Source organism: Xanthomonas sacchari (assembly GCF_024266585.1).
In the GTDB taxonomy this organism is placed as follows: Bacteria; Pseudomonadota; Gammaproteobacteria; order Xanthomonadales; family Xanthomonadaceae; genus Xanthomonas_A; species Xanthomonas_A sacchari_C.
The window spans coordinates 4,092,123-4,114,125 of record NZ_CP100647.1; the positions used below are offsets into that span (position 1 = coordinate 4,092,123).

General features: G+C 70.7%; 23 protein-coding genes. 13 read left to right on the forward strand and 10 right to left on the reverse strand.

Annotated elements, in window-relative coordinates; translation table 11 throughout:
* The first annotated feature begins 34 nt into the window (after window positions 1-34).
* The 5 genes from NKJ47_RS17185 to ppk2 all read left to right on the forward strand — a co-directional run bounded on the left by NKJ47_RS17185 (window position 35) and on the right by ppk2 (window position 4,571).
* Entirely contained in the window at window positions 35-1,750 is a 1,716-nt protein-coding gene (locus tag NKJ47_RS17185; RefSeq protein ID WP_254458971.1) for a tetratricopeptide repeat protein, read from the forward strand.
* A 305-nt stretch (window positions 1,751-2,055) separates the two neighbouring features.
* Window positions 2,056-2,688, forward strand: a complete 633-nt coding sequence (locus NKJ47_RS17190) for a hypothetical protein (protein ID WP_254458972.1) — start codon at window positions 2,056-2,058, stop codon at window positions 2,686-2,688.
* Window positions 2,689-2,909: 221 nt separating this feature from the next.
* Window positions 2,910-3,428, forward strand: a complete 519-nt coding sequence (moaB, locus tag NKJ47_RS17195) for a molybdenum cofactor biosynthesis protein B (RefSeq protein ID WP_254458973.1) — start codon at window positions 2,910-2,912, stop codon at window positions 3,426-3,428.
* 13 nt (window positions 3,429-3,441) lie between these two features.
* A complete protein-coding gene (locus NKJ47_RS17200) occupies window positions 3,442-3,786 on the forward strand; it encodes a helix-turn-helix domain-containing protein (protein WP_254458974.1) in 345 nt (114 codons plus the stop codon).
* Window positions 3,783-4,571: a polyphosphate kinase 2 gene (ppk2, locus tag NKJ47_RS17205; protein WP_254458975.1), complete on the forward strand. Its 789-nt coding sequence runs from the start codon at window positions 3,783-3,785 to the stop codon at window positions 4,569-4,571. The genes NKJ47_RS17200 and ppk2 overlap by 4 nt, the downstream gene beginning before the upstream one ends.
* A gap of 431 nt (window positions 4,572-5,002) precedes the next feature.
* Here the strand turns inward: ppk2 and NKJ47_RS17210 are convergent, their stop codons facing one another.
* Both NKJ47_RS17210 and NKJ47_RS17215 read right to left on the reverse strand, forming a co-directional pair.
* The gene (locus NKJ47_RS17210) at window positions 5,003-5,635 is read right to left on the reverse strand and encodes a TlpA family protein disulfide reductase (protein WP_429002449.1); all 633 of its coding nucleotides are present in this window, start codon (window positions 5,633-5,635) and stop codon (window positions 5,003-5,005) included.
* Window positions 5,632-6,906, reverse strand: coding sequence for a YihY family inner membrane protein (locus NKJ47_RS17215; protein WP_254461456.1), 1,275 nt, complete (start codon window positions 6,904-6,906; stop codon window positions 5,632-5,634). Before NKJ47_RS17215 ends, NKJ47_RS17210 begins: the two co-directional genes overlap by 4 nt.
* A 76-nt stretch (window positions 6,907-6,982) precedes the next feature.
* On the opposite strand from NKJ47_RS17215, the gene wrbA reads away from it, so the two are divergent.
* From wrbA to ybaK, 4 genes are all read left to right on the forward strand, one after another.
* Entirely contained in the window at window positions 6,983-7,579 is a 597-nt protein-coding gene (gene wrbA, locus NKJ47_RS17220) for an NAD(P)H:quinone oxidoreductase (protein WP_160959182.1), read from the forward strand.
* Window positions 7,576-7,932: a DUF2069 domain-containing protein gene (locus tag NKJ47_RS17225; protein WP_254458976.1), complete on the forward strand. Its 357-nt coding sequence runs from the start codon at window positions 7,576-7,578 to the stop codon at window positions 7,930-7,932. The genes wrbA and NKJ47_RS17225 overlap by 4 nt, the downstream gene beginning before the upstream one ends.
* 79 nt (window positions 7,933-8,011) lie before the next feature.
* Complete coding sequence (locus NKJ47_RS17230; protein ID WP_254458977.1) at window positions 8,012-8,497, forward strand: asparaginase domain-containing protein; 486 nt, start codon at window positions 8,012-8,014, stop codon at window positions 8,495-8,497.
* Between the two features lie 9 nt (window positions 8,498-8,506).
* Complete coding sequence (gene ybaK, locus NKJ47_RS17235) at window positions 8,507-8,980, forward strand: Cys-tRNA(Pro) deacylase (RefSeq protein WP_254458978.1); 474 nt, start codon at window positions 8,507-8,509, stop codon at window positions 8,978-8,980.
* A gap of 6 nt (window positions 8,981-8,986) precedes the next feature.
* Here the strand turns inward: ybaK and NKJ47_RS17240 are convergent, their stop codons facing one another.
* The 4 genes from NKJ47_RS17240 to sufT all read right to left on the reverse strand — a co-directional run bounded on the left by NKJ47_RS17240 (window position 8,987) and on the right by sufT (window position 15,177).
* A complete protein-coding gene (locus tag NKJ47_RS17240; protein ID WP_254458979.1) occupies window positions 8,987-10,678 on the reverse strand; it encodes a S8 family peptidase in 1,692 nt (563 codons plus the stop codon).
* 377 nt (window positions 10,679-11,055) lie between these two features.
* A complete protein-coding gene (locus tag NKJ47_RS17245) occupies window positions 11,056-12,828 on the reverse strand; it encodes a S8 family peptidase (RefSeq protein ID WP_429002546.1) in 1,773 nt (590 codons plus the stop codon).
* A 594-nt stretch (window positions 12,829-13,422) separates the two neighbouring features.
* The gene (locus tag NKJ47_RS17250; protein ID WP_429002547.1) at window positions 13,423-14,490 is read right to left on the reverse strand and encodes a branched-chain amino acid aminotransferase; all 1,068 of its coding nucleotides are present in this window, start codon (window positions 14,488-14,490) and stop codon (window positions 13,423-13,425) included.
* 135 nt (window positions 14,491-14,625) lie between these two features.
* Window positions 14,626-15,177, reverse strand: coding sequence for a putative Fe-S cluster assembly protein SufT (gene sufT / locus NKJ47_RS17255; RefSeq protein ID WP_254458982.1), 552 nt, complete (start codon window positions 15,175-15,177; stop codon window positions 14,626-14,628).
* A gap of 105 nt (window positions 15,178-15,282) precedes the next feature.
* Here sufT and NKJ47_RS17260 point away from each other — a divergent pair, with 105 nt between their 5' ends.
* A complete protein-coding gene (locus NKJ47_RS17260; protein ID WP_254458983.1) occupies window positions 15,283-15,702 on the forward strand; it encodes a hypothetical protein in 420 nt (139 codons plus the stop codon).
* Window positions 15,703-15,949: 247 nt separating this feature from the next.
* Here NKJ47_RS17260 and NKJ47_RS17265 read toward each other — a convergent pair whose 3' ends face one another.
* Window positions 15,950-17,392 (reverse strand): NAD(P)(+) transhydrogenase (Re/Si-specific) subunit beta, encoded by a 1,443-nt coding sequence (locus tag NKJ47_RS17265; RefSeq protein ID WP_429002450.1) that lies wholly within the window; start codon window positions 17,390-17,392, stop codon window positions 15,950-15,952.
* A gap of 134 nt (window positions 17,393-17,526) precedes the next feature.
* Window positions 17,527-17,838 carry an NAD(P) transhydrogenase subunit alpha gene (locus tag NKJ47_RS17270; RefSeq protein WP_254458985.1) on the reverse strand — a complete coding sequence of 104 codons (312 nt, stop codon included), beginning with the start codon at window positions 17,836-17,838 and terminating at the stop codon, window positions 17,527-17,529.
* A gap of 156 nt (window positions 17,839-17,994) precedes the next feature.
* On the opposite strand from NKJ47_RS17270, the gene NKJ47_RS17275 reads away from it, so the two are divergent.
* Genes NKJ47_RS17275 through NKJ47_RS17285 form a run of 3 tightly spaced genes read left to right on the forward strand, consistent with a single transcriptional unit; the run spans window position 17,995 to window position 19,465 of the window.
* On the forward strand, window positions 17,995-18,570 hold the full coding sequence (locus NKJ47_RS17275; protein ID WP_254458986.1) for an RNA polymerase sigma factor: 576 nt from the start codon (window positions 17,995-17,997) through the stop codon (window positions 18,568-18,570).
* Entirely contained in the window at window positions 18,567-18,965 is a 399-nt protein-coding gene (locus tag NKJ47_RS17280) for a hypothetical protein (protein ID WP_254458987.1), read from the forward strand. The genes NKJ47_RS17275 and NKJ47_RS17280 overlap by 4 nt, the downstream gene beginning before the upstream one ends.
* A gap of 5 nt (window positions 18,966-18,970) precedes the next feature.
* On the forward strand, window positions 18,971-19,465 hold the full coding sequence (locus tag NKJ47_RS17285; RefSeq protein WP_254458988.1) for a DUF3106 domain-containing protein: 495 nt from the start codon (window positions 18,971-18,973) through the stop codon (window positions 19,463-19,465).
* Between the two features lie 119 nt (window positions 19,466-19,584).
* Here the strand turns inward: NKJ47_RS17285 and NKJ47_RS17290 are convergent, their stop codons facing one another.
* Together NKJ47_RS17290 and NKJ47_RS17295 are read right to left on the reverse strand one after the other, a co-directional pair.
* Window positions 19,585-20,508, reverse strand: a complete 924-nt coding sequence (locus NKJ47_RS17290; protein ID WP_254458989.1) for an IS110 family transposase — start codon at window positions 20,506-20,508, stop codon at window positions 19,585-19,587.
* Between the two features lie 413 nt (window positions 20,509-20,921).
* Complete coding sequence (locus NKJ47_RS17295) at window positions 20,922-22,001, reverse strand: NAD(P) transhydrogenase subunit alpha (RefSeq protein ID WP_254458990.1); 1,080 nt, start codon at window positions 21,999-22,001, stop codon at window positions 20,922-20,924.
* Window positions 22,002-22,003 lie beyond the last annotated feature (2 nt).

Consider the following 22,003-nt stretch of genomic DNA (forward strand, 5'->3'; position numbering starts at 1 on the left):
GCCGCCCGCGACCGGTCGCGGCCATCGCGGCCGCATGAACGGCGGCGGCGCAGACGAACGCCTGCAGCTGCACGCCGCGGTGCGGCGCGATCCGCAGGATTTCCTGGCCTGGGTGATGCTCGCCGACGCCGAACTCGGTGCCGGCGCGGTGGCCGCCGGCGAACAGGCCGCAGTGCGCGCGCTGCAGTTGCGCCCGGGCCATCCGGAAGCGCTGGCGCGGCTTGGCCGGGTGCGCTGGACCCAGGGCCGCCATGCCGAGGCCGTGCAGGCGCTGCGCGAGGCGCTGCGGCAGGCGCCGCAGCACCCGGGCATCGCGGTCTGGCTGGGCCATGCCCTGGAAGACAATGGCGAGGCGGAAGCCGCGGCGCAGGCCTATGCGCACGCGCACGGCTTGCTGCCGCAGGAACCGTCGATCGCCGCCTACCTGCTGAACTGGCGGCGCAAGCTGTGCGATTGGCGCGGACTGGACGCGCTGTCGCAGCAGGTGCGCAGCGCCGTGCGGCAGGGGCATCCGGCGATCGAACCGTTCGCCTTCCTCAACGAGGACGCGGGCGCGGACGAACAGCTGCGCTGCGCACGCAACCGTGCCCAGGCGCTGGCGCGCACCCTGGCGCCACTGCCCGCTGCGCGGGTGCGCGGCGACGGCGCGCTGCGCATCGGCTTTCTGTCCAACGGGTTCGGCGCGTACCCCACCGGCCTGCTGACCGTCGCCCTGTTCGAGCATTTGCGCGCGCATGCCGACCTGCAGGTGCACCTGTTCGCGCTCAACCACGACGACCGCAGCGTGCTGCGCGCGCGCCTGCAGGCCGCTGCGCACACCTGGCACACCGTGGCCGGGCAGCCGCATCGGCAGACCGCGCGGCAGATCCGCGACGCCGGCATCGACCTGCTGTTCGACCTGCGCGGCTGGGGCGGCGGCGGCGCGCCGGAAGTGCTCGCCCTGCGTCCGGCGCCGCTGCAGTTGAACTGGCTGGCCTACCCCGGTACCTCCGGCGCGCCCTGGATCGACTACGTCGTCGGCGACGCCTACGCGTTGCCGCCGGCGCTGGCCGCGCACTACAGCGAGAAGGTGCTGCGGCTGCCGCGCGCGTTCCAGCCTTCCGACGACACCCGCCACATCGGCACCCCACCCGCACGCGGCGATTGCGGCCTGCCCGAGCGCGGCACCGTGTTCTGCTGTTTCAACAACAGCTACAAGCTCGGTCCGCACAGCGTGGCGCGGATGCTGGAGGTCCTGCGGCAGGTGCCGGACAGCGTGCTGTGGCTGTTGTCCGGCCCGGGCCAGGCCGACGACCGGCTGCGTGCGGCGGTAGCGGCGGCCGGCGTGGCGCCGACGCGCCTGTGCTTCATGCCCAAGCTGGCGCATCCGGACTACCTGGCGCGCTACCGGCACGCCGATCTGTTCCTGGACACGCATCCCTACAACGCGCACACCACCGCCTCCGACGCCCTGTGGGCCGGCTGCCCGGTGCTGACCTGCCCCGGCAGCACCTTCGCCGCCCGCGTGGCCGGCAGCCTCAACCATCATCTGGGCCTGGACGAGATGAACGCCGCCGACGATGCGGCATTCATCGCCACCGCGGTCCGCCTGGGTCGCGATCCCGCGGCGCTGCAAGCGCTGCGCGCACGGCTGCAGGCGCGACGCGCGGACAGCGGCCTGTTCGATATGCAAGGCTTCGCCGACGACTTCGCCACGTTGCTACGCGACACCGCGGCCCGCCACGGTTGGCAAGGCGCCGCGCCGACCTGACCGTGCTCGGCGGCGCCGCACGCGACGGCGGCGCATCACGCGGCGCGAAGGACGGCGACTTCGTCATCGGCATCGCCGCTACCGCCTGCGTACCGCCTCGTTGGATCGCGCCGCACGCGGCATCGCAAGGCCCCACCTGATGCAGACACGCCATCGCGACAGATCGCAGCGACGCGACTCACCGTAACCAGCGCGGAGCGCATCGCGCTCATGCCCAGCCCCGGCAGGCGGACCCGTCACAGCACTTGACCTAAAGTCGACTTGAGGTTTGATACTGCGCGCACGCTCCCTGTGCAGACCTCGCGATGTCGCCATCGTTTTCCTCGCCCACGTCCCCTCCCCCGATCCCCACGCGCAGCGTGCTGCTCGCCGAGGCGCCCATCCCCGACCGGACCGCGCTGCTCGAATGCGTGCGCGGCCTGTGCGACCACCGCCTGCACGCCCTGACCTGGATGGAATCCCTGGGCGACACCCCCGACCTGCTGTACGCGCGCTGCAGCTGCGACGCGGCACCCGCATTGCACGGGCTGCTGCACGCACGCCTGCCGGCGCTGCGGCGGACGCTGCGCCGCTACCGGCGCATCCGCAGTGGCGTGTCCGCTCCGCATCGTGAGGCATCCTGCGTGGTGGTGACACGTGTCCGGACCCGCGATGCGGCGCAGGCGCAGGGGCGCGCCGATGCCGCCTTCGCCGCACTACAGAACGGCGCGCATGCGCTGCGCGGGTTGCTCGCCGCGCACCTGTACCTGTCCGACGATGGCCGCATCCTGCTCGAATGCACCGCGTGGCACAGCGCCGACGCGCAGCGACGCGCACTGCAGCGCGCGCCCGAGCGCCTGCCGCTGGCCGCCGATCCGACTGCCAGCGTCCGCCGCTTCCGGCCACGTGCCCTGGCCCTGCCATGCGACGGAGCCCCGCCGGTCCATCTCCACGCCTGAATCGGCGAGTGCGTGTGCCCGCTGTCTACACGAGCACCGCCGCCTGCCCGGGACGACGTCCCGGTGCGCCACGCTACCGTGCCCGGGCGCTTGCGCCCGACGCTCCGCTCCATGCAATGCCGCCCCGGCCCGCGACGAGGCGCATTGCCCAGTGCAGCCGTTGCTGAAGCGCCTGCGCGCGCAGGCTGTACGCCGGCCGGGCGAGCCGCTAGGCTGCCGGCATGAGCGCCAACGCCGACTTCATCGCCTTGAACCTGTGCGTGCTGACCGTCTCGGACACGCGCACCCTCGACCAGGACAGCTCCGGCGACTACCTGGTCGCCGCCCTCGGTGGCGCCGGCCATCGCCTGCATGCGCGGGAACTGCTGCCGGACGATCGCTATCGGATGCGCGCCACGGTCTCGGCCTGGATCGCCGACCCGCAGGTGGACGGCATCCTGGTCACCGGCGGCACCGGCTTCACCGGCCGCGATTCCACGCCCGAGGCGCTGCTGCCGCTGCTGGACAAGGAAATGCCGGGGTTCGGCGAGCTGTTCCGCGCGATCAGCGTCGAGGAGATCGGCACCTCCTCGCTGCAGTCGCGCGCCTTCGCCGGCCTGGCCAACGCCACCTTCCTGTTCTGCCTGCCCGGCTCCACCTCGGCTTGCCGTACCGCCTGGGAGCGGATCATCGCCGCGCAGCTGGATGCCCGCACCCGTCCTTGCAATCTGGCCACGCTGCGCCCGCGGCTGAAGGAATGACCTGGACTCCCGCATGACCCTGGACACCACGTTGCGACTGCTGGCCAAGGCCAGCGGCATGAGCGCCGCCGACATCGCCGCGGCCATCCCGCGCGCTGGCGCGGCCACGGTCAAGGCCTGGATGGCGGGCGAGAAACTGCCCGGCCGCGCCCAGCTCACCGCGCTGGCGCGCACCTTCGGCGTCCCCGCCGGCGCGCTGCTCGGCGAACTGGCCAGCCAGCTGGACCCGGCGCGCACCCGCGGCGAACACGACCTGCTGCAGGCCTACCGCGCCCTCGACACCCGCCAGCAGGGCGCGCTGCTCGAAGTGGCGCGCAGCATGGCCGGCACCGCCCCCCGCAAGCGGAGCAACAAATGAGCCATCTGAAGCGCAAGCAGTACAAGGCCCTGATGCAACCGCTGCAGCTGGAACTGACGGCGATGGCGCAGGCGGTGCAGCACAGCGGCGAGCGCGTGCTGGTGCTGTTCGAAGGCCGCGACACCGCCGGCAAGGGCGGCGCGATCCAGGCCATCGCCGAACACCTCAACCCGCGCCAGTGCCGGGTGGTGGCGCTGCCCAAGCCGACCGACCGCGAAGCCACGCAATGGTATTTCCAGCGCCACATCGCGCACCTGCCGGCGGCGGGCGAGATCGTGCTGATGGACCGCAGCTGGTACAACCGCGCCGGCGTGGAGCGGGTCATGGGCTACTGCAGCGATGCCGAGTACCACGCCTTCCTGCGCCAGACCCCGCTGTTCGAACGGCTGCTGGTGGACGACGGCATCCGCCTGTTCAAGTACTGGCTGTGCGTGGACCAGGCGCAGCAGGAAAAGCGCTTCGCCGAACGCCTGCACGACCCGTTGAAGGGCTGGAAGCTGTCGCCGGTGGACCTGAAGTCGCGCAGCCAGTACGCCGACTACACCCGCGCCCGCGAAGCGATGCTGGAAGCGACCCACCGCGACTACGCGCCATGGACCCTGGTGGACTTCAACGACCAGAAGCGCGGCCGCCTGACGCTGATCCGACACCTGCTCGACCAGCTGCCGGAAACCCGCCTGCACGAACCGGACCTGGACCTGCCGCCGCTGAAGCAAAAGCTGCACAAGGAAAAGTTCGGGCTGCTGCAGCCGATCCCGTCGTATGAGGTCGGGAGCGGGGATTAGGGGATCGGGATTGACATGTAGTCGTCCGACAGCAGGCTGCAGGGCACGTGCGGTCAGCTGCTTCGGAGATAACGGGTCGCGGCTGAAGCCGCTCCTACGATGGATCTCGGCCACGGAGTGCAACGCAGGCGCCTGCCTCGTGCAGGAGCGGCTTCAGCCGCGACGAGCGAAACCATCCACTCCTCTCGTCGCGCAAGCCGTCGGGACTGCAGGCCCTCCCACAAGGACTGCGCTTGATTCCGGACGACTCGGATGGAGGCGCGGGTTCACTCGCGGCACCACCACAGGTCAGCGTTCCGGGTCGCGGCTGAAGCCGCTCCTACCGCGGCCCGGCAGCGAAAGCGCGCGCACGCGGCGGCGCGCCCTGCAACTCCCCAATCCCGAATCCCCACTCCCGGGCGGCGGCCACGCCTCCCGGGCAACCACCGCTCTCACCCCGCCGCCGTCCCCTTGCCCTGGCCGGGCGCAGGACCACCCGCGGCGGCGATCGCGGCTTCGATGTCGCGGGCGGTGACCGGCCCTAGGAACTGCTTGGCGAGCTTGCCGTCGGGCGCGATCAGATAGGTCATCGGCAGGCCCCGCGGGGTGGCGAAGTCGGCCGGCGGCGCATAGGTGTCGACGATGACGATCGGATAGGCGACCGGATGCTGCTTCAGGAACGCCTGCATCTCCGCCGGCTCGATGTCCTCGTAGGCCAGGCCCACCACCTCGATGTTGTCGCGCATCACGTGCAAGGCCGACAGCTCCGGCATCTCCTTCAGGCACGGCGCGCACCAGGTCGCCCAGAAATTCACCACCACCCACTGCCCGCGGTGCGCGGCCAGGTCGTACTCGCGCCCGTCCACCGCCTTCATCTTCAGGGTCGGCTCGGGTCGGGTCTCCTGCACCACCGCCGGGCCGGCCGCCGGGGCGGCGGGCGCCTCCGGGGCGGGCGGGGTCTTGGGCGCGGAGGGCGGTGCGGCGGTCGCGGCGCCGTCGCCCGGCTTGGGCGTGGGCTGGCGGTCGCACCCGGCCAGCAGCGCGGCGGCGGCGAACAGCGGGAACAGCAGGCGCATGGCGGTCATGCAAGGTCTCCGATCTCGGTGTAGAGGTCGCCGACGCGACGCTTGAGCACGTCGCGCAACGGCAGGCGCAGTTCGTCCAGCGCGCGGCACGCCGCCTGTCCCAGGGCGTCGTCGCGGCATGGCAGATAGGTTTCGACGACGGGGATGCGCAGTTGGCAATTCTCGTACAGTTCGGCCACCGGCACGTCGCCCAGGTCGCGGGCCAGCATCCAGTCGCCCTGCTCGGTACGGCTGAGCAGGCGGATGCGTTCCAGTTCGCACAGCAGTTCCTGCACCAGCGCGTCGGTCAGCATCGGCTCCAGCTCCAGGATCCGGTCCTCCTGCAGGCCCTTGCCCCGCCGGCGCGCCTGGGCGAAGCGCCCGAGCAGGCGCAGCAGGCCGTAGATCTCGTAACCGGCCGGCAGGCGCATCGAGACCGGCTGGTAGCGGAAGGCGGCGATCGAGGAGGACACCGAGGCGCCGAGCAGGATCGCGATCCAGCTCAAATAGATCCACAGCAGGAAGATCGGAACGAACGCGACCGTACCGTAGATGCGCTGGTAGGACTGGAAGCTGCCCAGGTACAGGCTCAGCCCCCACTTCACCAGTTCCAGCAGCAGCACCGCCAGCAGCGCGCCCGGCACCGCGTGGCGCAGCTTGACCGGGTGGTGCGGCACCACCCGGTACACCAGGGTGATGCAGACGAACTCGATCAGCACCGGCGCCACGCTCAGCACCACCTGCGCCAGCAGCCGGCCCTCGCTGGTCTTGAACAGCGGCAGCGCGAAAAAGCGCGCCGACACCGCCAGCGACGCCGCGGCCAGCAGCGCGCCCAGGGTCAGCACCGTCCAGTACACCAGGAAGCGGGTCAGCTGCGGCCGCGCCGAGACTACCCGCCAGATCTGGTTGAAGGTCTGCTCGACGCTGTTGAGGGTGATCAGCAGCGAGACCACCAGCGCGATCACGCCGGCGGTGGTCAGCTGCCCGGCGCTGGCCGAGAACTGCCGCAGGTAGGACTCCACCGAGCGCGCCGCGGCCGGCACGAAGTTGGAGAAGATGTAGTCGCTGAGCTGATCGCTCCACTTGTCGAACACCGGGAACGCCGACAGCACCCCGAACACCACCACCGCCAGCGGCACCAGCGCGAAGATGGTGGTGTAGGCCAGCGAGGCCGCGGCCTGGAACAGGCGGTCGTCGATGAAACGCCGCCACAGGAAACCGGCGAAGCTGCGCATGCGCGCGCGGTCGCGCAGGCGATCGGCCCAGAGATTGACGGTGTCCAGCGGCTGCATCGGGCAAGGGTACCCGATGCGCACGGACGCCGGCATCGTCGATACTGGCGGCCGTTTCGATCCACGAGGGGGCCGCATGGCCGAGATTCTGGTGCTGTACTACAGCCGCGGCGGCTCGGTGGCGCGGCTGGCGCGGCAGATCGCGCGCGGCGTCGGCGAGGTGCCGGGCATGGCCGCGCGCCTGCGCACCGTGCCGCCGGTGGCCGCGGTCACCCAGACCAGCGCACCGCCGGTGCCCGACAGCGGCGCGCCGTACGTGGATGCCAGCGACCTGCGCGAGTGCGTGGGCCTGGCGCTGGGCAGCCCGACCCGCTTCGGCAACATGGCCGCGCCGGTCAAACACTTCATCGACGGCCTCGGCGCCGACTGGGCCAGCGCCACCCTCGCCGGCAAGCCGGCGGCGGTGTTCACCTCGACCGCCTCCCTGCATGGCGGCCAGGAAGCCACCCTGCTGTCGATGCACCTGCCGCTGCTGCACCACGGCTGCCTGATCGTCGGCATTCCCTACACCGAACCCCTGCTCAGCAGCACCCGCAGCGGCGGCACCCCGTACGGGGCCAGCCACGTCGCCGGCGCCGATGACGATCCGCAGCCCAGCGAGGAAGAAGCGCAGCTGGCGCGCGCGCTCGGCCGGCGCCTGGCCGACATCGCGCAGCGATTGGCGGCGCCATGAGCGGCGCGCGCCCGCAGGTGGCGCTGGGGGCGACGCTGCTGGCGCTGGCGGCGCTGTTCGCGGCCTGGTTCCACGACGATCGCCACCGTCTCGCCGCGCTGCTGGTGTTCGCGCTGCCGCCGCTGCTGCTCGCCGTGGGCGTGTTGCGCGGTTCGGCACTGGCGCGGTTCTGGAGCGGCGTTGGCGCGCTGCTGTGGTTCAGCCACGGCGTGATGACCGCCTGGAGCCACCCGCCGCAGCGTGGCTACGGCTGGGCCGAACTGCTGCTGGCGCTGCTGGTGGTGGGGCTGTCCAGCGCGCCGGGCATCCGCGCGCGCTTCGCCCGCCGCCGCGGCACGGCCGGACGCGACTGAGCGGACGCCCCGCCGCGCCCGGTATCATGGACGGCCTGCACGGCCACGGCCGCGCCCCGACATGCTTCTAGGAACGGCAATGGAAGAACTCCTGATCGTCACCACCGGCGGCACGATCGACAAGATCTACTTCGACGACAAGTCCGACTACCAGATCGGCGACCCGCAGATCGGCCAGATCCTCAAGGAACTGGGCGTGACCTTCCGCTTCACCGTGATCCCGATCATCCGCAAGGATTCGCTGCACATCACCGACGAAGACCGCGAACTGATCCGCGCCACCATCGCCGCGCAATCCGCGCGCCATGTGCTGATCACCCACGGCACCGACTCGATGGTGCAGACCGGCAAGGTGCTGCAGGCGATCGAGGGCAAGACCATCGTGATGACCGGCGCGCTGAACCCGGCGCGCTTCCGCGGCTCCGACGCCGAGTTCAACATCGGCTGCGCGGTAGGCGCGGTGCAGTCGCTGCCGGCGGGCGTCTACATCGCCATGAACGGGCGGATCTGGGACCCGCAGCAGGTGCGCAAGAACGTGGCGGCGAACCGCTTCGAAGCAGTCTGAGCGACGACGATGTCCAAGGCCACACGCGCAACCAAGGCGTTGGACGCGGCCGGCATCGCCTATCGGCTGCATCCCTACGACTACGCGGCAGAGGCCGCCGCCAAGGGCCTGCAGGCCGCGCAGGCGCTGGGCCTGCCGCCGGAGCGGGTGCTGAAGAGCCTGATGGCCTGGGTCGACACCCGCGCGGTCTGCGTGGTGGTCCCGTCCGACCGCCGCGTGCAGTTGAAGAAGCTGGCCGCCGCCGCGGGCGGCAAGGCGGCGCGGATGATGGAGGCCGCCGAGGCCGAGCGCCGCACCGGCTACAAGGTCGGCGGCATCAGTCCGCTGGGCCAGCAGCGGCCGGCGCCGGTGCTGATCGAGCAATCGGCGCTGGGCGCGGGGAGCGTGTGGTTCAACGCCGGGCAACGCGGCCTGCTGCTGGAGATGGAGGCCGCGCAGGTGCTCGACGCGCTGCAGGCGCGCGCCTGCGATCTGTGCGAGTGAGCCGCGTCAGTACGTGGCGGTCGCACTCAGGCCGGCCACGGCGGTGATCGCCTTGATGCGCACGTAGTAGAGCCCGGCCGGCAGTTTCAGCGTGCACCGCTCGGCGGTGCCGGTGGCGACCGAGCGGCACCCGTAGGCGCCATCGGTCGGCAAGGCGCCTGCGCGCAGATACAGATCGGCGTTGCCGCTGCCGCCGGACAGGGCCAACGTCAACGATGGCGTGCCGGCCGGCACGCTGATCTGGTAGTACAGCGACGTTCCGGCCTTGAGCGAGAGATTCCCCAGCGGCACGCCGCGGACCAGCGTCTGCGCCTTCAACGTCGCCGCCACCGCCGCCCCGGCATTCACCAGGCCAGCGCCGCAACCGCCCGTGCACGGCACCGGCAGCGCGCTGGCGGTGGCCTTCAACCGCGCCTCGAGTTCGGCCGGCGCGAGCGGATTCAACGATGCCGACAGCACCAGCGCGGCCACGCCGGCCACGTGCGGCGCGGCCATCGAGGTGCCGCTGTAGGACGCATAGCCGGGCGCCGCGGGGGCCAGCGTGCCGGCATTGAGCGTGGACAGGATGCCCTGCCCGGGCGCGGCGATGTCGACGCCCGCGCCATAGTTGGAAAAACTGGCCCGGGCGCCGGCCGCGGTCGTCGCCGCCACCGCGATCACGTTCGGACAGTTGGCGGGCACGCTGCCGGCGACATCGCTATTGCTGTTGCCGGCGGCGACGACGACGCTGCTGCCGCGCGCGACGGCGGCCGCGATCGCGCCGGCCATCGTCGACGAGCAACTCCCGGCGGCACCCAGCGACAGATTGATCACCTGGGCCGGCGTGGGGTTGGCGGGAACGCCCGCCACGCTGCCGCCCGCGGCCCAGACGATGGCATCGGCGACATCGGAGAGATAGCCACCGCATTTGCCCAGCACGCGCACCGGCAGCAGCCTCGCATTGAAGGCCACACCGGCGACGCCGGCGCCGTTGTTGGTGACGGCGGCGATGGTGCCGGCGACATGGGTGCCGTGCCAGGTCGAACTTGCCCCCGACGTTCCGGTGCCGCAGGTGTTGGCCGGATAGCCATCGCCAGGATCGGCCGCGTCGCCGTCGCGGCCACCGCCATCGCCGGCGATCGCCGGGGCGCTGATGAAGTCGTAGCCGGGCAACACGTTCGCGGCCAGATCCGGGTGCGCGGTGATGCCGGTGTCGAGCACCGCCACCACGACGCCCTTGCCGGTCGCCACGTCCCAGGCCGGGCGGACATTGATCGCCGCCGCGCTCGTGCCCAACGCCCATTGTTGCGGCAAACCAGGATCGTTCGGGACCAGCGTGGGCCGCAACAGCACATCGACTTCCACGCGGGCGACCGCCGGATCGGCGGCGAGGCGGCGCATCAGCGTTTCCGCCTCGACGCGATCCAGGCTGCGGTCAGCGGCAATGACGTCGGCGCCGGTCGCCAAACGCCGCAACGACGCCAGCCAGAGGGCACGGCCGCGGCGGGCGGGCAGCATCTGCGCCGCCTCTGCCAGCGGAGCGGCGCGAGAGGCCAGCGCAGGACGCATGCCGTCGCGATAGGTCACGATGAAGCGCTGCGGATTCGGCGTCGTCGCCAGTGCCTGCACTCCGATTTCGCCGGCAGTGGCGGTGCCTGCCGCCGTCAGCAGCAACAGGATCGCTGCGCTGCGGCGACGGGACACGATGTACTTGAACATGAAACTTTCCCCTGGTTGTCCACATGGCGCAGTCGGCCGGCCGCTGCGCCAGCCGGACGTGGCGGCGCATGCGCTGGCTGCCGCGGTACTGCGACGGCCGTAGGACGGTTCCTGCAGTGCGAGTAGCGGCACGGCGCCGCTCCGGTGGAGGACGTCGTGGCGGCAGCATGCGGATCTGTGATGCGCGACCTTTGACGACGGAATGCCTATCCAGAGGCAGGCGCGACACCGGGAAAGCGGTCGCAACGCGCAAACAAAAAAGCCCCGCGCCGAAGCGCGGGGCGACCGAGGGTGACAGCGGCGGCCTCCTGGCCGACCGCTGCGTTCCGGCACCGGGAGGTGCGCGGCGGCCCGCAAGGCCGCCGCGACGGAGTGCCTCAGTAGTCGGCCTTCAGGCTGACCCCGGAGAACGTGCTGTACGCCTTCACCCGCACGTAGTAGGTGCCGGCCTGCGGCGAGTTGAAGGTGCAGGTCTCGTTGTTGCCATTCCGGTACGGACGGCAGTCGTAGGCCGAGTCGGTCGGCGCGCTGCCGAAGCGCACGTACAGGTCGGCATCGCCGCTGCCGCCGGAGATGGTGACCACCAGGCTGCTGGAGCCGGACGGCACCTTGACCGTGTAGTTCAGCGAGGAGCCGGTGTTGGCACTGAGGCCGGTGACCGCCACGCCATCCTGCAGCTCGTTGCTGCTGCCGCCACCACCGCCACCGCCGCTGCTGCCGCCGTTCTTCGCCGCGGTGACCGCTGCGTTGGCGTCGAGCAGGCCGGCGCCGCAGCCCTGCGAGCAGGAGAAGCTGGCCGCGGTGTTCTTGATGGTGCTTTCCACCTGCGCGGGGGTCAGCGCGCTCGGCGCCACCGACTGCATCAGCGCGACTACGCCGGCCACATGCGGCGTCGCCATCGAGGTGCCGCTGTAGGAGGCATAGCTGGCGTTGCCCGGGGTGGTGGTGCCGTCGTTGAGGGTCGACAGGATGCTCGAGCCCGGCGCGGAGATGTCGATGCCCGAGCCGTAGTTCGAGTAGCTGGCCTTGGCCCGCGACGACGTGGTGGCCGCCACCGCGATCACGTTGTTGCAGTTGGCCGGCACCGCGTTGGACACGTTGGTCGAGCTGTTGCCCGCCGCCACCACCACGGTGGTGCCGCGGTTGACCGCGCCGTTGATGGCGTTCTGGTAGGTGTTCGAGCAGGTGCCGCTGCCGCCCAGCGACATGTTGATCACTTCGGCCGGGTTCTGGTTGGCCGGCACGCCGCTGACGGTGCCGCCGGAGGCCCAGGTGATCGCATCGGCGATGTCGGAGGTGTAGCCGCCGCACTTGCCGAGCACGCGCACCGGCACGATCTTGGCGTTGAACGCGGTGCCGGCCACGCCGGTGCTGTTGTTGGTGACGGCGGCGATGGTGCCGGCCACGTGGGTGCCGTGCCAGCTCGAGTTCGACGCGGACGAGCCGGAGTAGCACTCGCCGGCGGCGGCCCAGTCGCCTTCGTCGGCCGGGTTGCTGTCGCGGCCGTCGCCGTCGCGCGCGCCGTCGGCGTCGCTGATGAAGTCGTAGCCGGGCAGGATGTTGGCGTTGAGATCCGGGTGGTTGGTGATGCCGGTGTCGATCACCGCCACGACCACGCCGTTGCCGGTGGCCTTGTCCCAGGCCGGACGCACGTTGATGCCGGCGTCGCTGGTGCCGAAGGCCCACTGGTCGGACAGGCGCGGATCGTTCGGGGTCAGCGCGATGGTCATGCGCTGGTCGACCTCGACGTACTCGACGTTCGGGTCGGCGGCGATCTGCCGCATCAGCGTCTCGGCCTCGGCGCGGTCCAGCGGGCGGCTGGCCTTGACCACTTCCGGCCCGACCGCCAGGCGGCGCAGGGGGGTCAGGCCCAGCGCACGGCCGTTCTTGGCCGGCAGCGCGGCGGCGGCCGATTGCAGCGTCGCGCGCAGCGCCGCCGAGGGCGCCGCCGCGGCGGTGGAGGCGCTGGAGATGCTGACCGGCGCGGCGTCGCGGGTCTTGACGATGAAGCGCTGCACGGTCGGCTCGGAAGACAGGCCGGAGAGGTTCACGTCACCGGCGAACGCTGGGGTGGCCAGCAGCAACGAGGTGAGAGCGGAGGCGCCCAGCACGACCAGCCAAGGACGCTGACGCGACCCACGATGCGACATTTCGGACATTCGGACTTCCTTTCGGTTGAGTAGCCGCCTGCTGGCGGGTGTTCCGCGCCGCACCGGTCCGGCCCTAACCTGAACCTGGCGTGCATTGCGAGCCCGGCCGACCCACGTGTTGTCGACCATTCATCGACGCTAGCTCAGTACAAGCGCGTATGGAGCAGGGTGTGACGGAAATCCGTTGTACAAAATGGCGAAGTGCAATCGAGTTCGATGTAATAAAGAGAACTACGCCTCGTTTTTGCTGCAGCGCAACATGGCAAGACGCCAAACTTGGCAAATCCGGAGCAATTTTTTGGCTCTCGCGCGACACATCGGCAAGAAAAAGAGACAGCGGATACAGACATCCGGAGCCGTCTGCAGGACACCCGCCGGATCGGGATGCACACGGAACGTCCAGGGAGCGGACAGTCCCGGAAAGGTCAGCAGGAGCCATCGCGGAGACTGTGCACCGACGCAGCAGACGCCACGGCGCACCAGCGCGGATGCCGCCCGCGATGGCCGAGCACAACCTCGGACCCGCGCCACAATGGCATCAGGCCCGTCCGCCAGGACGGCCGGCGGCCGCCCTGGCGCGGGACACGCGCAGGCTCAGCCCATCTGCACCAGCCAGCCGTGGCGGTCGGCCACGCGGCCGTACTGGATGTCGGTCAGCTCCTGGCGCAGCGACAGCGTCACCGGGCCGGCCGGGGCGGTCAGGTCGCCCACCGCGAAGTCCTTGCCCTTGAGCTGCCCGATCGGGGTCACCACCGCGGCGGTCCCGCAGGCGAACACCTCGGCGATCTCGCCCGAGGCCACGCCGTCGCGCCATTCGTCGATGCTCACCTGGCGCTCCACCACCTGCATGCCGCGGTCGCGGGCCAGTTGCAGGATGCTGTCGCGGGTGATGCCTTCCAGGATGCTGCCCGACAGCGCCGGGGTGACCAGGCTGCCGTCGCGCATCACCAGGAACACGTTCATGCCGCCCAGCTCCTCGATGTACTTGCCTTCGACCGGGTCGAGGAACAGCACCTGCGAGCAGCCCTGCGCCTGCGCCTGCTGCTGCGGCAGCAGCGAGGCGGCGTAGTTGCCGCCGCACTTGGCCGCGCCGGTGCCGCCCTTGGCGGCGCGCGCGTAGTCGGTGGACAGCCAGATCGCCACCGGCGCCACGCCCTTGGCGAAATAGGCGCCGGCCGGGCTGGCGATGACGTAGTAGCCGGCCTTCTGCGCGGCGCGCACGCCCAGGAAGGCCTCGTTGGCGATCATGAACGGACGGAAATACAGGCTGGTCTCCGGCGCCGACGGCACCCATGCCGCGTCGACCGCGATCAGCTGCCGCAGCGATTCCACGAACAGCTCCACCGGCAGTTCCGGCAGCGCCAGGCGCTGCGCCGAGCGCTGCAGGCGCTTGCCGTTGGCCTCCGGGCGGAAGGTCCAGATCGAACCGTCGGCGTGGCGATAGGCCTTGATGCCTTCGAAGATCTCCTGCCCGTAGTGCAGCACCGAGGCCGCCGGGTCCAGCGCCAGCGGGCCGTAGGCGCGCACTTCGGCGTCGTGCCAGCCCTGCTCGCGGCTCCATTCGATGGCGACCATGTGGTCGGTGAAATAGTTGCCGAAGCCCGGCGCGGCGAGGATCTGCGCGCGCGCCTCGGCGCTGCGCGCGGCGGTGGACGGGATCAGGCGGAACTGCGTGGACGGCTCGGTAGCGGACACCGGGGATTCCTGTGGTAGTCGAGGGATGGCCAGGGCCGCCGGGTGCGGCGACCGCAGCGGCGGCGCCTGCTGCAGGCTCCGGCGCGACGCGTCGCGCACAGCTCAGAGCATGCCGGTTTCCAGGCGCGCGGCCTCAGACATCATATGCCGGCCCCACGGCGGATCGAACACCAGCTCGACGTCGGCCTCGGCCACCGTCGGGATCATTTCCAGCTTGCTGCGCACGTCGTCGACCAGTATCTCGCCCATGCCGCAGCCGGGCGCGGTCAGGGTCATCTTGACCTCGACGGTGCGCTGGCCATCCTCGCGCGCGTGCATCGCCACGTCGTAGATCAGCCCCAGATCGACGATGTTGAACGGAATCTCCGGATCGAAGCAGGTGCGCAACTGCTGCCAGATCAGGGCTTCGACCTGCTCGTCGCCGGCGTCCTCGGACAATTCCAGCCCCGGCGGCGGCTCCTTGCCGATGGCATCGCCATCCTTGCCGGCGATGCGGAACAGATTGCCCTCCACGAACACCGTGTAGCTGCCGCCCAGGGCCTGGGTGATGTAGCCATAGCTGCCGGCCGGCAGGGTCACCGCGTCGCCCTGCGGCACCATCACCGCGGCGCAATCGCGTTCGAATTGGACAGGTTCGCTGCTGCGTGAGTACATGGGGGCGATATGGGGACGGGCCCCGCCGGTGCAAGTCGTGCAGTTTATCCGAGTGCGCGGCGCGCGCGCCGCAAGTATCCTGTACACCTTCTCCGGGAACATCGAATGCCGCCTTCCTCCACGCCGGCCAGGCCCTCGCACTGGCTGTGGCCCCTGCTGCTCGCCATGGGCTGTTTCACTGCGCTGATCGCCTGGTTGCTGGTGGCGCTGTCGCTGGGTCGCCAGGTCGGCTGGATGGCCGTGGTGGTGGCGTTGGAGATCGCCTGGATGCTGCGCCTGGGCAACCTGCCGCGCGGCCGGCTGCGCATCGCGGTGGCGATGATCGCCACGGTGCTGGTGATCGTGGCCGCCAACTGGGGCATCGCCGCCGCGCAGATCGGCGCAGGGCTGGGCCTGAACGTGTGGGACTCGTCGCTGAAGATGGGCGCCTACTACGCCTGGACCCTGACCGTGCTGGCCAACAGCCCCGGCGATCTGCTGTGGCTGGGCATCGGCGTGGCGACGGCGTATTTCAGCGCGCGCTGAGCGCGGCCTGGGGTGCTACTGACGCTGCTGACGTGGCGATGACGGCCGCGCTTCGCGCCTCTCGTCATCCGCTTTCCCCATCAAGCACATCGTGGTTTCTGTAGGAGCGGCTTCAGCCGCGACGGGCGTTACCGGTGACGCCCGTCGCGGCTGAAACCGCACCTACAGTTTTTGCGGATGCGCCGGCCGTCGCGCCTTCGGACGCGACCGTTGCCCCTTCCCCCGCCATTCCCGCGCCTGCGACGGCTCAGTGCCCGCCGCCGTCCAGCGCCTTCAACTCGCTGACCAGGGCGCTGGCGGCCTCGGCGCCGTCGCCATAGAGCATGCGGGTGTTGTCGGCGTAGAACAGCGCGTTCTCGATGCCGGCGAAGCCGGTGCCCTTGCCGCGCTTGATGACGATGACGTTCCGGGAATTGACCACGTCCAGGATCGGCATGCCGTAGATCGGGCTGGCCGGGTCGGTCTTGGCGACCGGGTTGACCACGTCGTTGGCGCCGATCACCAGCGACACGTCGGTGCTGGCGAACTCGGGATTGATGTCGTCCATGTCGGCGATCAGGTCGTAGGGCACGCCGGCCTCGGCCAGCAGCACGTTCATGTGCCCGGGCATGCGTCCGGCCACCGGATGGATCGCGAACTTGACCTTGACCCCGCGTTCGATCAGCCGCTGCGCCAGCTCCCAGATCTTGTGCTGGGCCTGCGCCACCGCCATGCCGTAACCCGGCACGATCACCACGCGCTCGGCGTAGGCCATCATCGCCGCCACGTCGCCGGCCTCGATCGGCTTCTGGCTGCCGGCGATCGCCTGCGCCTGGCCGCCGCCGCCGAAGTTGGAGAACAGCACGCCGCGGATCGGCCGGTTCATCGCCTTGGCCATCAGCCGGGTCAGCAGGATGCCGGCCGCGCCGACCATCATGCCGGCGATGATCAGCGCCTCGTTGCCGAGCACATAACCTTCGAACGCCACCGCCAGGCCGGTGAAGGCGTTGTACAGCGAGATCACCACCGGCATGTCGGCGCCACCGATCGGCAGCGTCATCAGCACGCCCAGGGCCAGCGCGAGCACGAAGAACAGCACGATCGCCAGCAGACTCAGGCTGATCGCGGCCCAGGCGCCCACGCCCAGCATCGCCACGCACACCAGCAGGTTGAACGCCTGCTGCGAGGGGAAGGTGACGCGCTTGTCCAGGCACCCGTCGAGCTTGGCCCAGGCGATGATCGAGCCGGACAGCGACACCGCGCCGATCGCCGAGCCGATCACCGCCAACGCGAGTGTCGTCGCATCGGGCTGGCGCGCGGCCAGCGCGGCGATCGCGGCCTCGCTCCAATGGGTGGTGTCGCGGCGCATCAGGAACGAGAAGCGCAGCAGCTCCACCGCGCCGATCGCCGCCGCCGAGCCGCCGCCCATGCCGTTGTACAGCGCGACCATCTGCGGCATGTCGGTGATCGCCACCTTCTTGGCCGAGATCCACGCCGCGGCGGTGCCAAGCACGATCGCCAGCACGATCAGCGGCAGGTTGTGCAGGCCCGGCAGCAGGAAGGTGGCGGCGGTCGCCAGCAGCATGCCGACACCGGCCCAGCGGATGCCGCTGCGCGCGGTCCTGGGCGAGGCCATGCGCTGCAGGCCGAGCAGGAACAGGGTGGCGGCGACCAGGTAGCTGCTCTTGATCAGGATCGGCAACAGTTCCATCAGCAGGCGTGCTCCGAAAAAGGACATCTGCCCGAGCGGCAGCAAGTGGGAGAGACCACCCGGCGCGCTGCCGAGCGGCAGCGCGAGCAGGACGACGACGACGAGCGCCGCGACGCTGCGCGGGTGGCGCGCATTCAGTCCTTCGCCTTGGTCTTGGAAGCGTCCGGCTTGCTGGACTTGAACATGTCCAGCATGCGCTCGGTCACCACGTAGCCGCCGGCGGCGTTGCCGGCACCAAGCAGCACCGCGACGAAGCCGATGGCCTTTTCCAGTGGGGTGTCGGCATGGCCAAGCACCACCATCGCGCCGATCAGGACGATGCCGTGGATGAAGTTGGAACCGGACATCAGCGGGGTATGCAGGATCACCGGCACCCGCGAGATGATCACGTGCCCGGCGATGGCCGCCAGCATGAAGATGTACAAGGCCACGAACCCGTCGCTCATCGCACTGTTCTCCCGGGCGCCGCGCCCGTCCGCCGCATCATAACCGCCTGCTGAACTACTGTGCGCTGCCGCCGCGCCGGCGCGCGTGCCGCGGCCGGTCAACCGCGACCGCTACGGCGCGTTTACCACGGCATCCCCCCGCCAGGAAGCTAAGCTGTGCTGGTGAGCACGCCCGCCCTCGCACCGCCGTCGACCGATGCCGACACCGAACAGCGCCCGCTGCCGGCGTCGCTGGATGCGTTCCTGGCCGAGATCGGGCCGCGCGCGTTCCGCTTCGCCGAAGCCGGCCTGCGCCAGCGCGAGGACGCGCTGGATGCGGTACAGGACGCGATGATCAAGCTGCTGGCCTACCGCGAGCGCCCGGCGCAGGAATGGACGCCGCTGTTCTGGAGCATCCTGCGCCGGCGCATCATCGACCTGCAGCGCCGCCGCAACTTCCGCCTGCGCTTCTGGGCGCCGACCAGCGAGCGCGAGGCGGACAGCCCGCCGGACTGGGCCGACGACGGCCCCAATCCGTCCGAGCAGCACGAGCGCCGGCAGACTCATGCGCGACTGGTGACGGCGCTGCGCGCGCTGCCGGCCCGGCAGCGCGAGGCATTCACCCTGCGCGTGCTGGAAGAGCTGGACGTGGCCACCACCGCCCGCGCGATGGGCTGTTCGGAAGGCTCGGTGAAAACCCACCTGTCACGCGCCCGCGAGGCGCTGCAGAAACATCTGGAGGACGTCCGATGACATCCGATCGCATCCGCTCGGCGGACTTCGACGCGCGCCTGCGCGCCGTCCACCAGGCCGGCTTGCGGGCCCTGCCCGCGCCGACCCTGGCGCGGCTGCGCACCGCGCGCCAGCAGGCCAGCCAGACGCACGTGGCACCGGGCCGCCGCTGGGGCTGGCTGCTGGCGGCAGTGCCGGCGCTGCTCGGTGCGGCGCTGGGCGTGCACCTGCTGCTGCGCCCGGCCGCGTCGGTGCCGCCCACCACCACCGCCAGCGTCGCCGCCGGCACCAGCGCGGTCGCGACCACGCCGGCGGGCGCGGCCGCCGACACCGACCAGGCCGCGACCGCGATGCTGGACGAAAATCCCGACCTGTACCTGTGGCTGGGCTCCGATACCTCGCTGGCAATGGAATGAACCCGATGACTCACCTGATCTCTCTTTCCCTGGCGCTGGCGCTGCTAGCCGGCAGCGCCGTCCCGGCGGCCTTCGCCGCCCCGCCCCCGCCCGGGCCGCCGCCGCCGAGCGCGGCCGACCGCGACGACGATAGCGGCCCGCCGCTGCCCGACTGGGAACACCTGAGTCCGCAGCAGCGCGACCTGCTGATCGCGCCCCTGCGCCAGCGCTGGAACGACGTCCCGCAGCAACGCCGACGCATGTTCGAGCACGCGCAGCGCTGGCAGGCGATGACCCCCGAGCAGCGCGACCGCGCGCGCAAGGGCGCGCGCCGCTACGAGGACATGACCCCGCAGCAGCGCGAGGAGGCGCGGGTGCTGTTCGACCGCATGCGCGCGCTGCCGCCGGACCAGCGCAAGGCGCTGCGCGACCGCTGGGAAGCGATGACGCCGGCGCAACGCGCCGCCTGGATCCGCGCCAATGCCGGCCCGGACGAGCTGCCGCCTCCGCCGCCGAAGTAAGCGGGCGGCGCATTGCGCAGGCGTCGCTCGAGGCTTGATGGGCATGCCGCGCGGCGCCTCGCCACCGCGCCGCGCGATGACGTCCAACGGCCGCGGAAATAACCTGTAGGAGTCAACTGTCATGCCCCAGCGATAACCGGAGGAGCGTACGGTGCCTGATCGCGCGCGATGGCATTGAGCCAGCGCAGGAACTTGTGCATGCAGGCGACGATGGCGACCTTGGCCGGCTTGCCGGCCGCGCGCAAGCGCGCGTAGGTGTTGGCCAAGGGGGATTTGGCGCGGATGCTGGCCCAGGTGGCCATGTACAGCACGCCTCGCACGTCGGCACGGCCGCCTTTGATGCGACGTTGGCCTTTCCAGCAGCCGCTGTCGTGATTGAACGGGGCCAGCCCGACCAGGGCGGCGAGCTTGCGTGGCGGCAGCGTGCCCAGCTCTGGCAACCGCGCGGCCAGGACCGCGCGCAGGATCGTGCCGAGCCCAGGTACCTTGGGCAAGCTCGAGCAGGTCTTGCCCTGCTGCTCGATCTCCTGCGTCAATGTCTGGATATGCTGGTTCAGCAGGGCGATCACCTCTCGGCAGCGGTGTTGCACCTTGGCGCTGGTGATGTGTTCCAGGCGCCGCCGATGGGCATCGCGCTGGCCCACCAGGGTGGCACGCAGGTCCAACAGTTCGCGAAGAGACTGCTGGTGCTCGGGCACCACGGTCGTGGGCGTGGTCGGGATGTGCTGGGCGGCGATGGCCAGCAGGCGCGCGTCCAGGGCGTCGGTCTTGGCCTGCAGGCCCAAGGCTTGGGCTAGCTTGCGCGGACGATCGGCGGCCATCCGCACTGCAGGCAGGGCCGCCTCTCGGAGCACCCGCAGCACGGCATGTTCGTAGCCGCCACTGGCTTCCAGCACGATCCGCTCGCAGCCCAGCTCCACCAGGCGTTGGGCCAGCACACGCTGCCCCTGTGGCGTATTGGGTTGGGTCCAGGCCTGCTCGTCCGGCAGGACATGAATGACCAGTTCGGCCTTGGATACATCGATCCCGACATAGCGCCGCATAGACGTTCTCCGCAGTAGACTCAGGAACGAGAGCACTCCTGCCGATGCCCATGCTTGTGGAGTTCGAGCTCGCGACTCGGGCAACTGTTCGGGCTGATGAGGCAGGAGATACGGGGTGCGGCGGCGCTGACTCCTACTCGTGCTTGCTGGCACTGCGGCTAAACGGCCTGCCGCACTCCGCTCTCACCTACAACGATAGACCCTCATTTGACACAAGCGGCTTCAGCCACGACGGGCTCTCCCGGGAACGCCGATCGCGACTGATGGCCGAAGACCACGTCGCGCCGCTTATGTAGGGCACACGCCGATGGGCAAGTCGACCGCGCTCCCTACAGCGGACTTACCGGCGACAGCAGGCGTCAGCGTCGCAGCCAGCCCTCGCTCTCACAAGGTCCGCGACGCGCAACGCCCATTCACGCCGTCCAGCGCGTCTTGGCCAGCAGTTCGTCGTTCCAGTCGTAGGCGATCGCGCCGTCCTTCAGGAACAGCGCGACGAAGTTGTAGACGTTGCGCGCGTACATTTCGCTGGCATGCACCGCGCCCATGCTGGCCAGGTCCAGCGGCCCGGCGACGGTCACGCCGGCATGCTCGATGGTCTCGCCCGGCCGGGTCAGCTCGCAGTTGCCGCCGGTCTCGGCGGCCAGGTCCACCACCACGCTGCCCGGTTTCATGCCCTCGACCATCGCCGCGCTGAGGATCTTCGGCGCCGGCCGCCCCGGCACCGCGGCGGTGCACACCACCACGTCGACGCCCTTCAGGTGCTCGGCCAGCCGGCGCTGCTGCTCTGCGCGTTCCTCATCGGTCAGCTGCCGCGCATAGCCGCCCTCGCCGGCGGCGCTGACCCCGAGGTCGAGGAACTTGCCGCCCAGCGATTCGATCTGCTCGCGGGTTTCCGGGCGCACGTCGAAGCCCTCCACCTGCGCGCCCAGGCGCTTGGCGGTGGCGACGGCCTGCAACCCGGCCACGCCGGCGCCGACGATCAGCACCTTGGAGGGGCGGATGGTGCCGGCCGCGGTCGTCAGCATCGGAAAGAAGCGCGGCGCCAGTTGCGCGGCGATCAGGGTCGCCTTGTAGCCGGCCATGCCGGCCTGCGAACTGAGCACGTCCATCGCCTGCGCACGGGTGGTGCGCGGTAGCCGTTCCAGCGGGAAGGCGACCAGCTGCCGCGCCTGCAGCGCCGCCGCGCGCGCCGGATCGGCCTGCGGCTGCAGGATGCCGACCACGCCGGTGCCCTCCTTGAGCTGTTCCAGCGCCACCGCCGGCAGCGGCTGCACGCACAGCACCAGATCCGCCTGCGCCGGGCTGTCGGCATCGGCCAGACGGGCACCAGCGGCCACATAGGCCGCATCGACGAAGCCGGCCGACACCCCGGCCTGCGGCTCGACCCGCACCTGCGCGCCCAGCGCGACCAGTTTCTTGACCGTCTCCGGCGTGGCCGCCACACGGCGTTCGCCCTGCGCCGACTCCTTCACCACCAGCACCTGCACTGCCATGC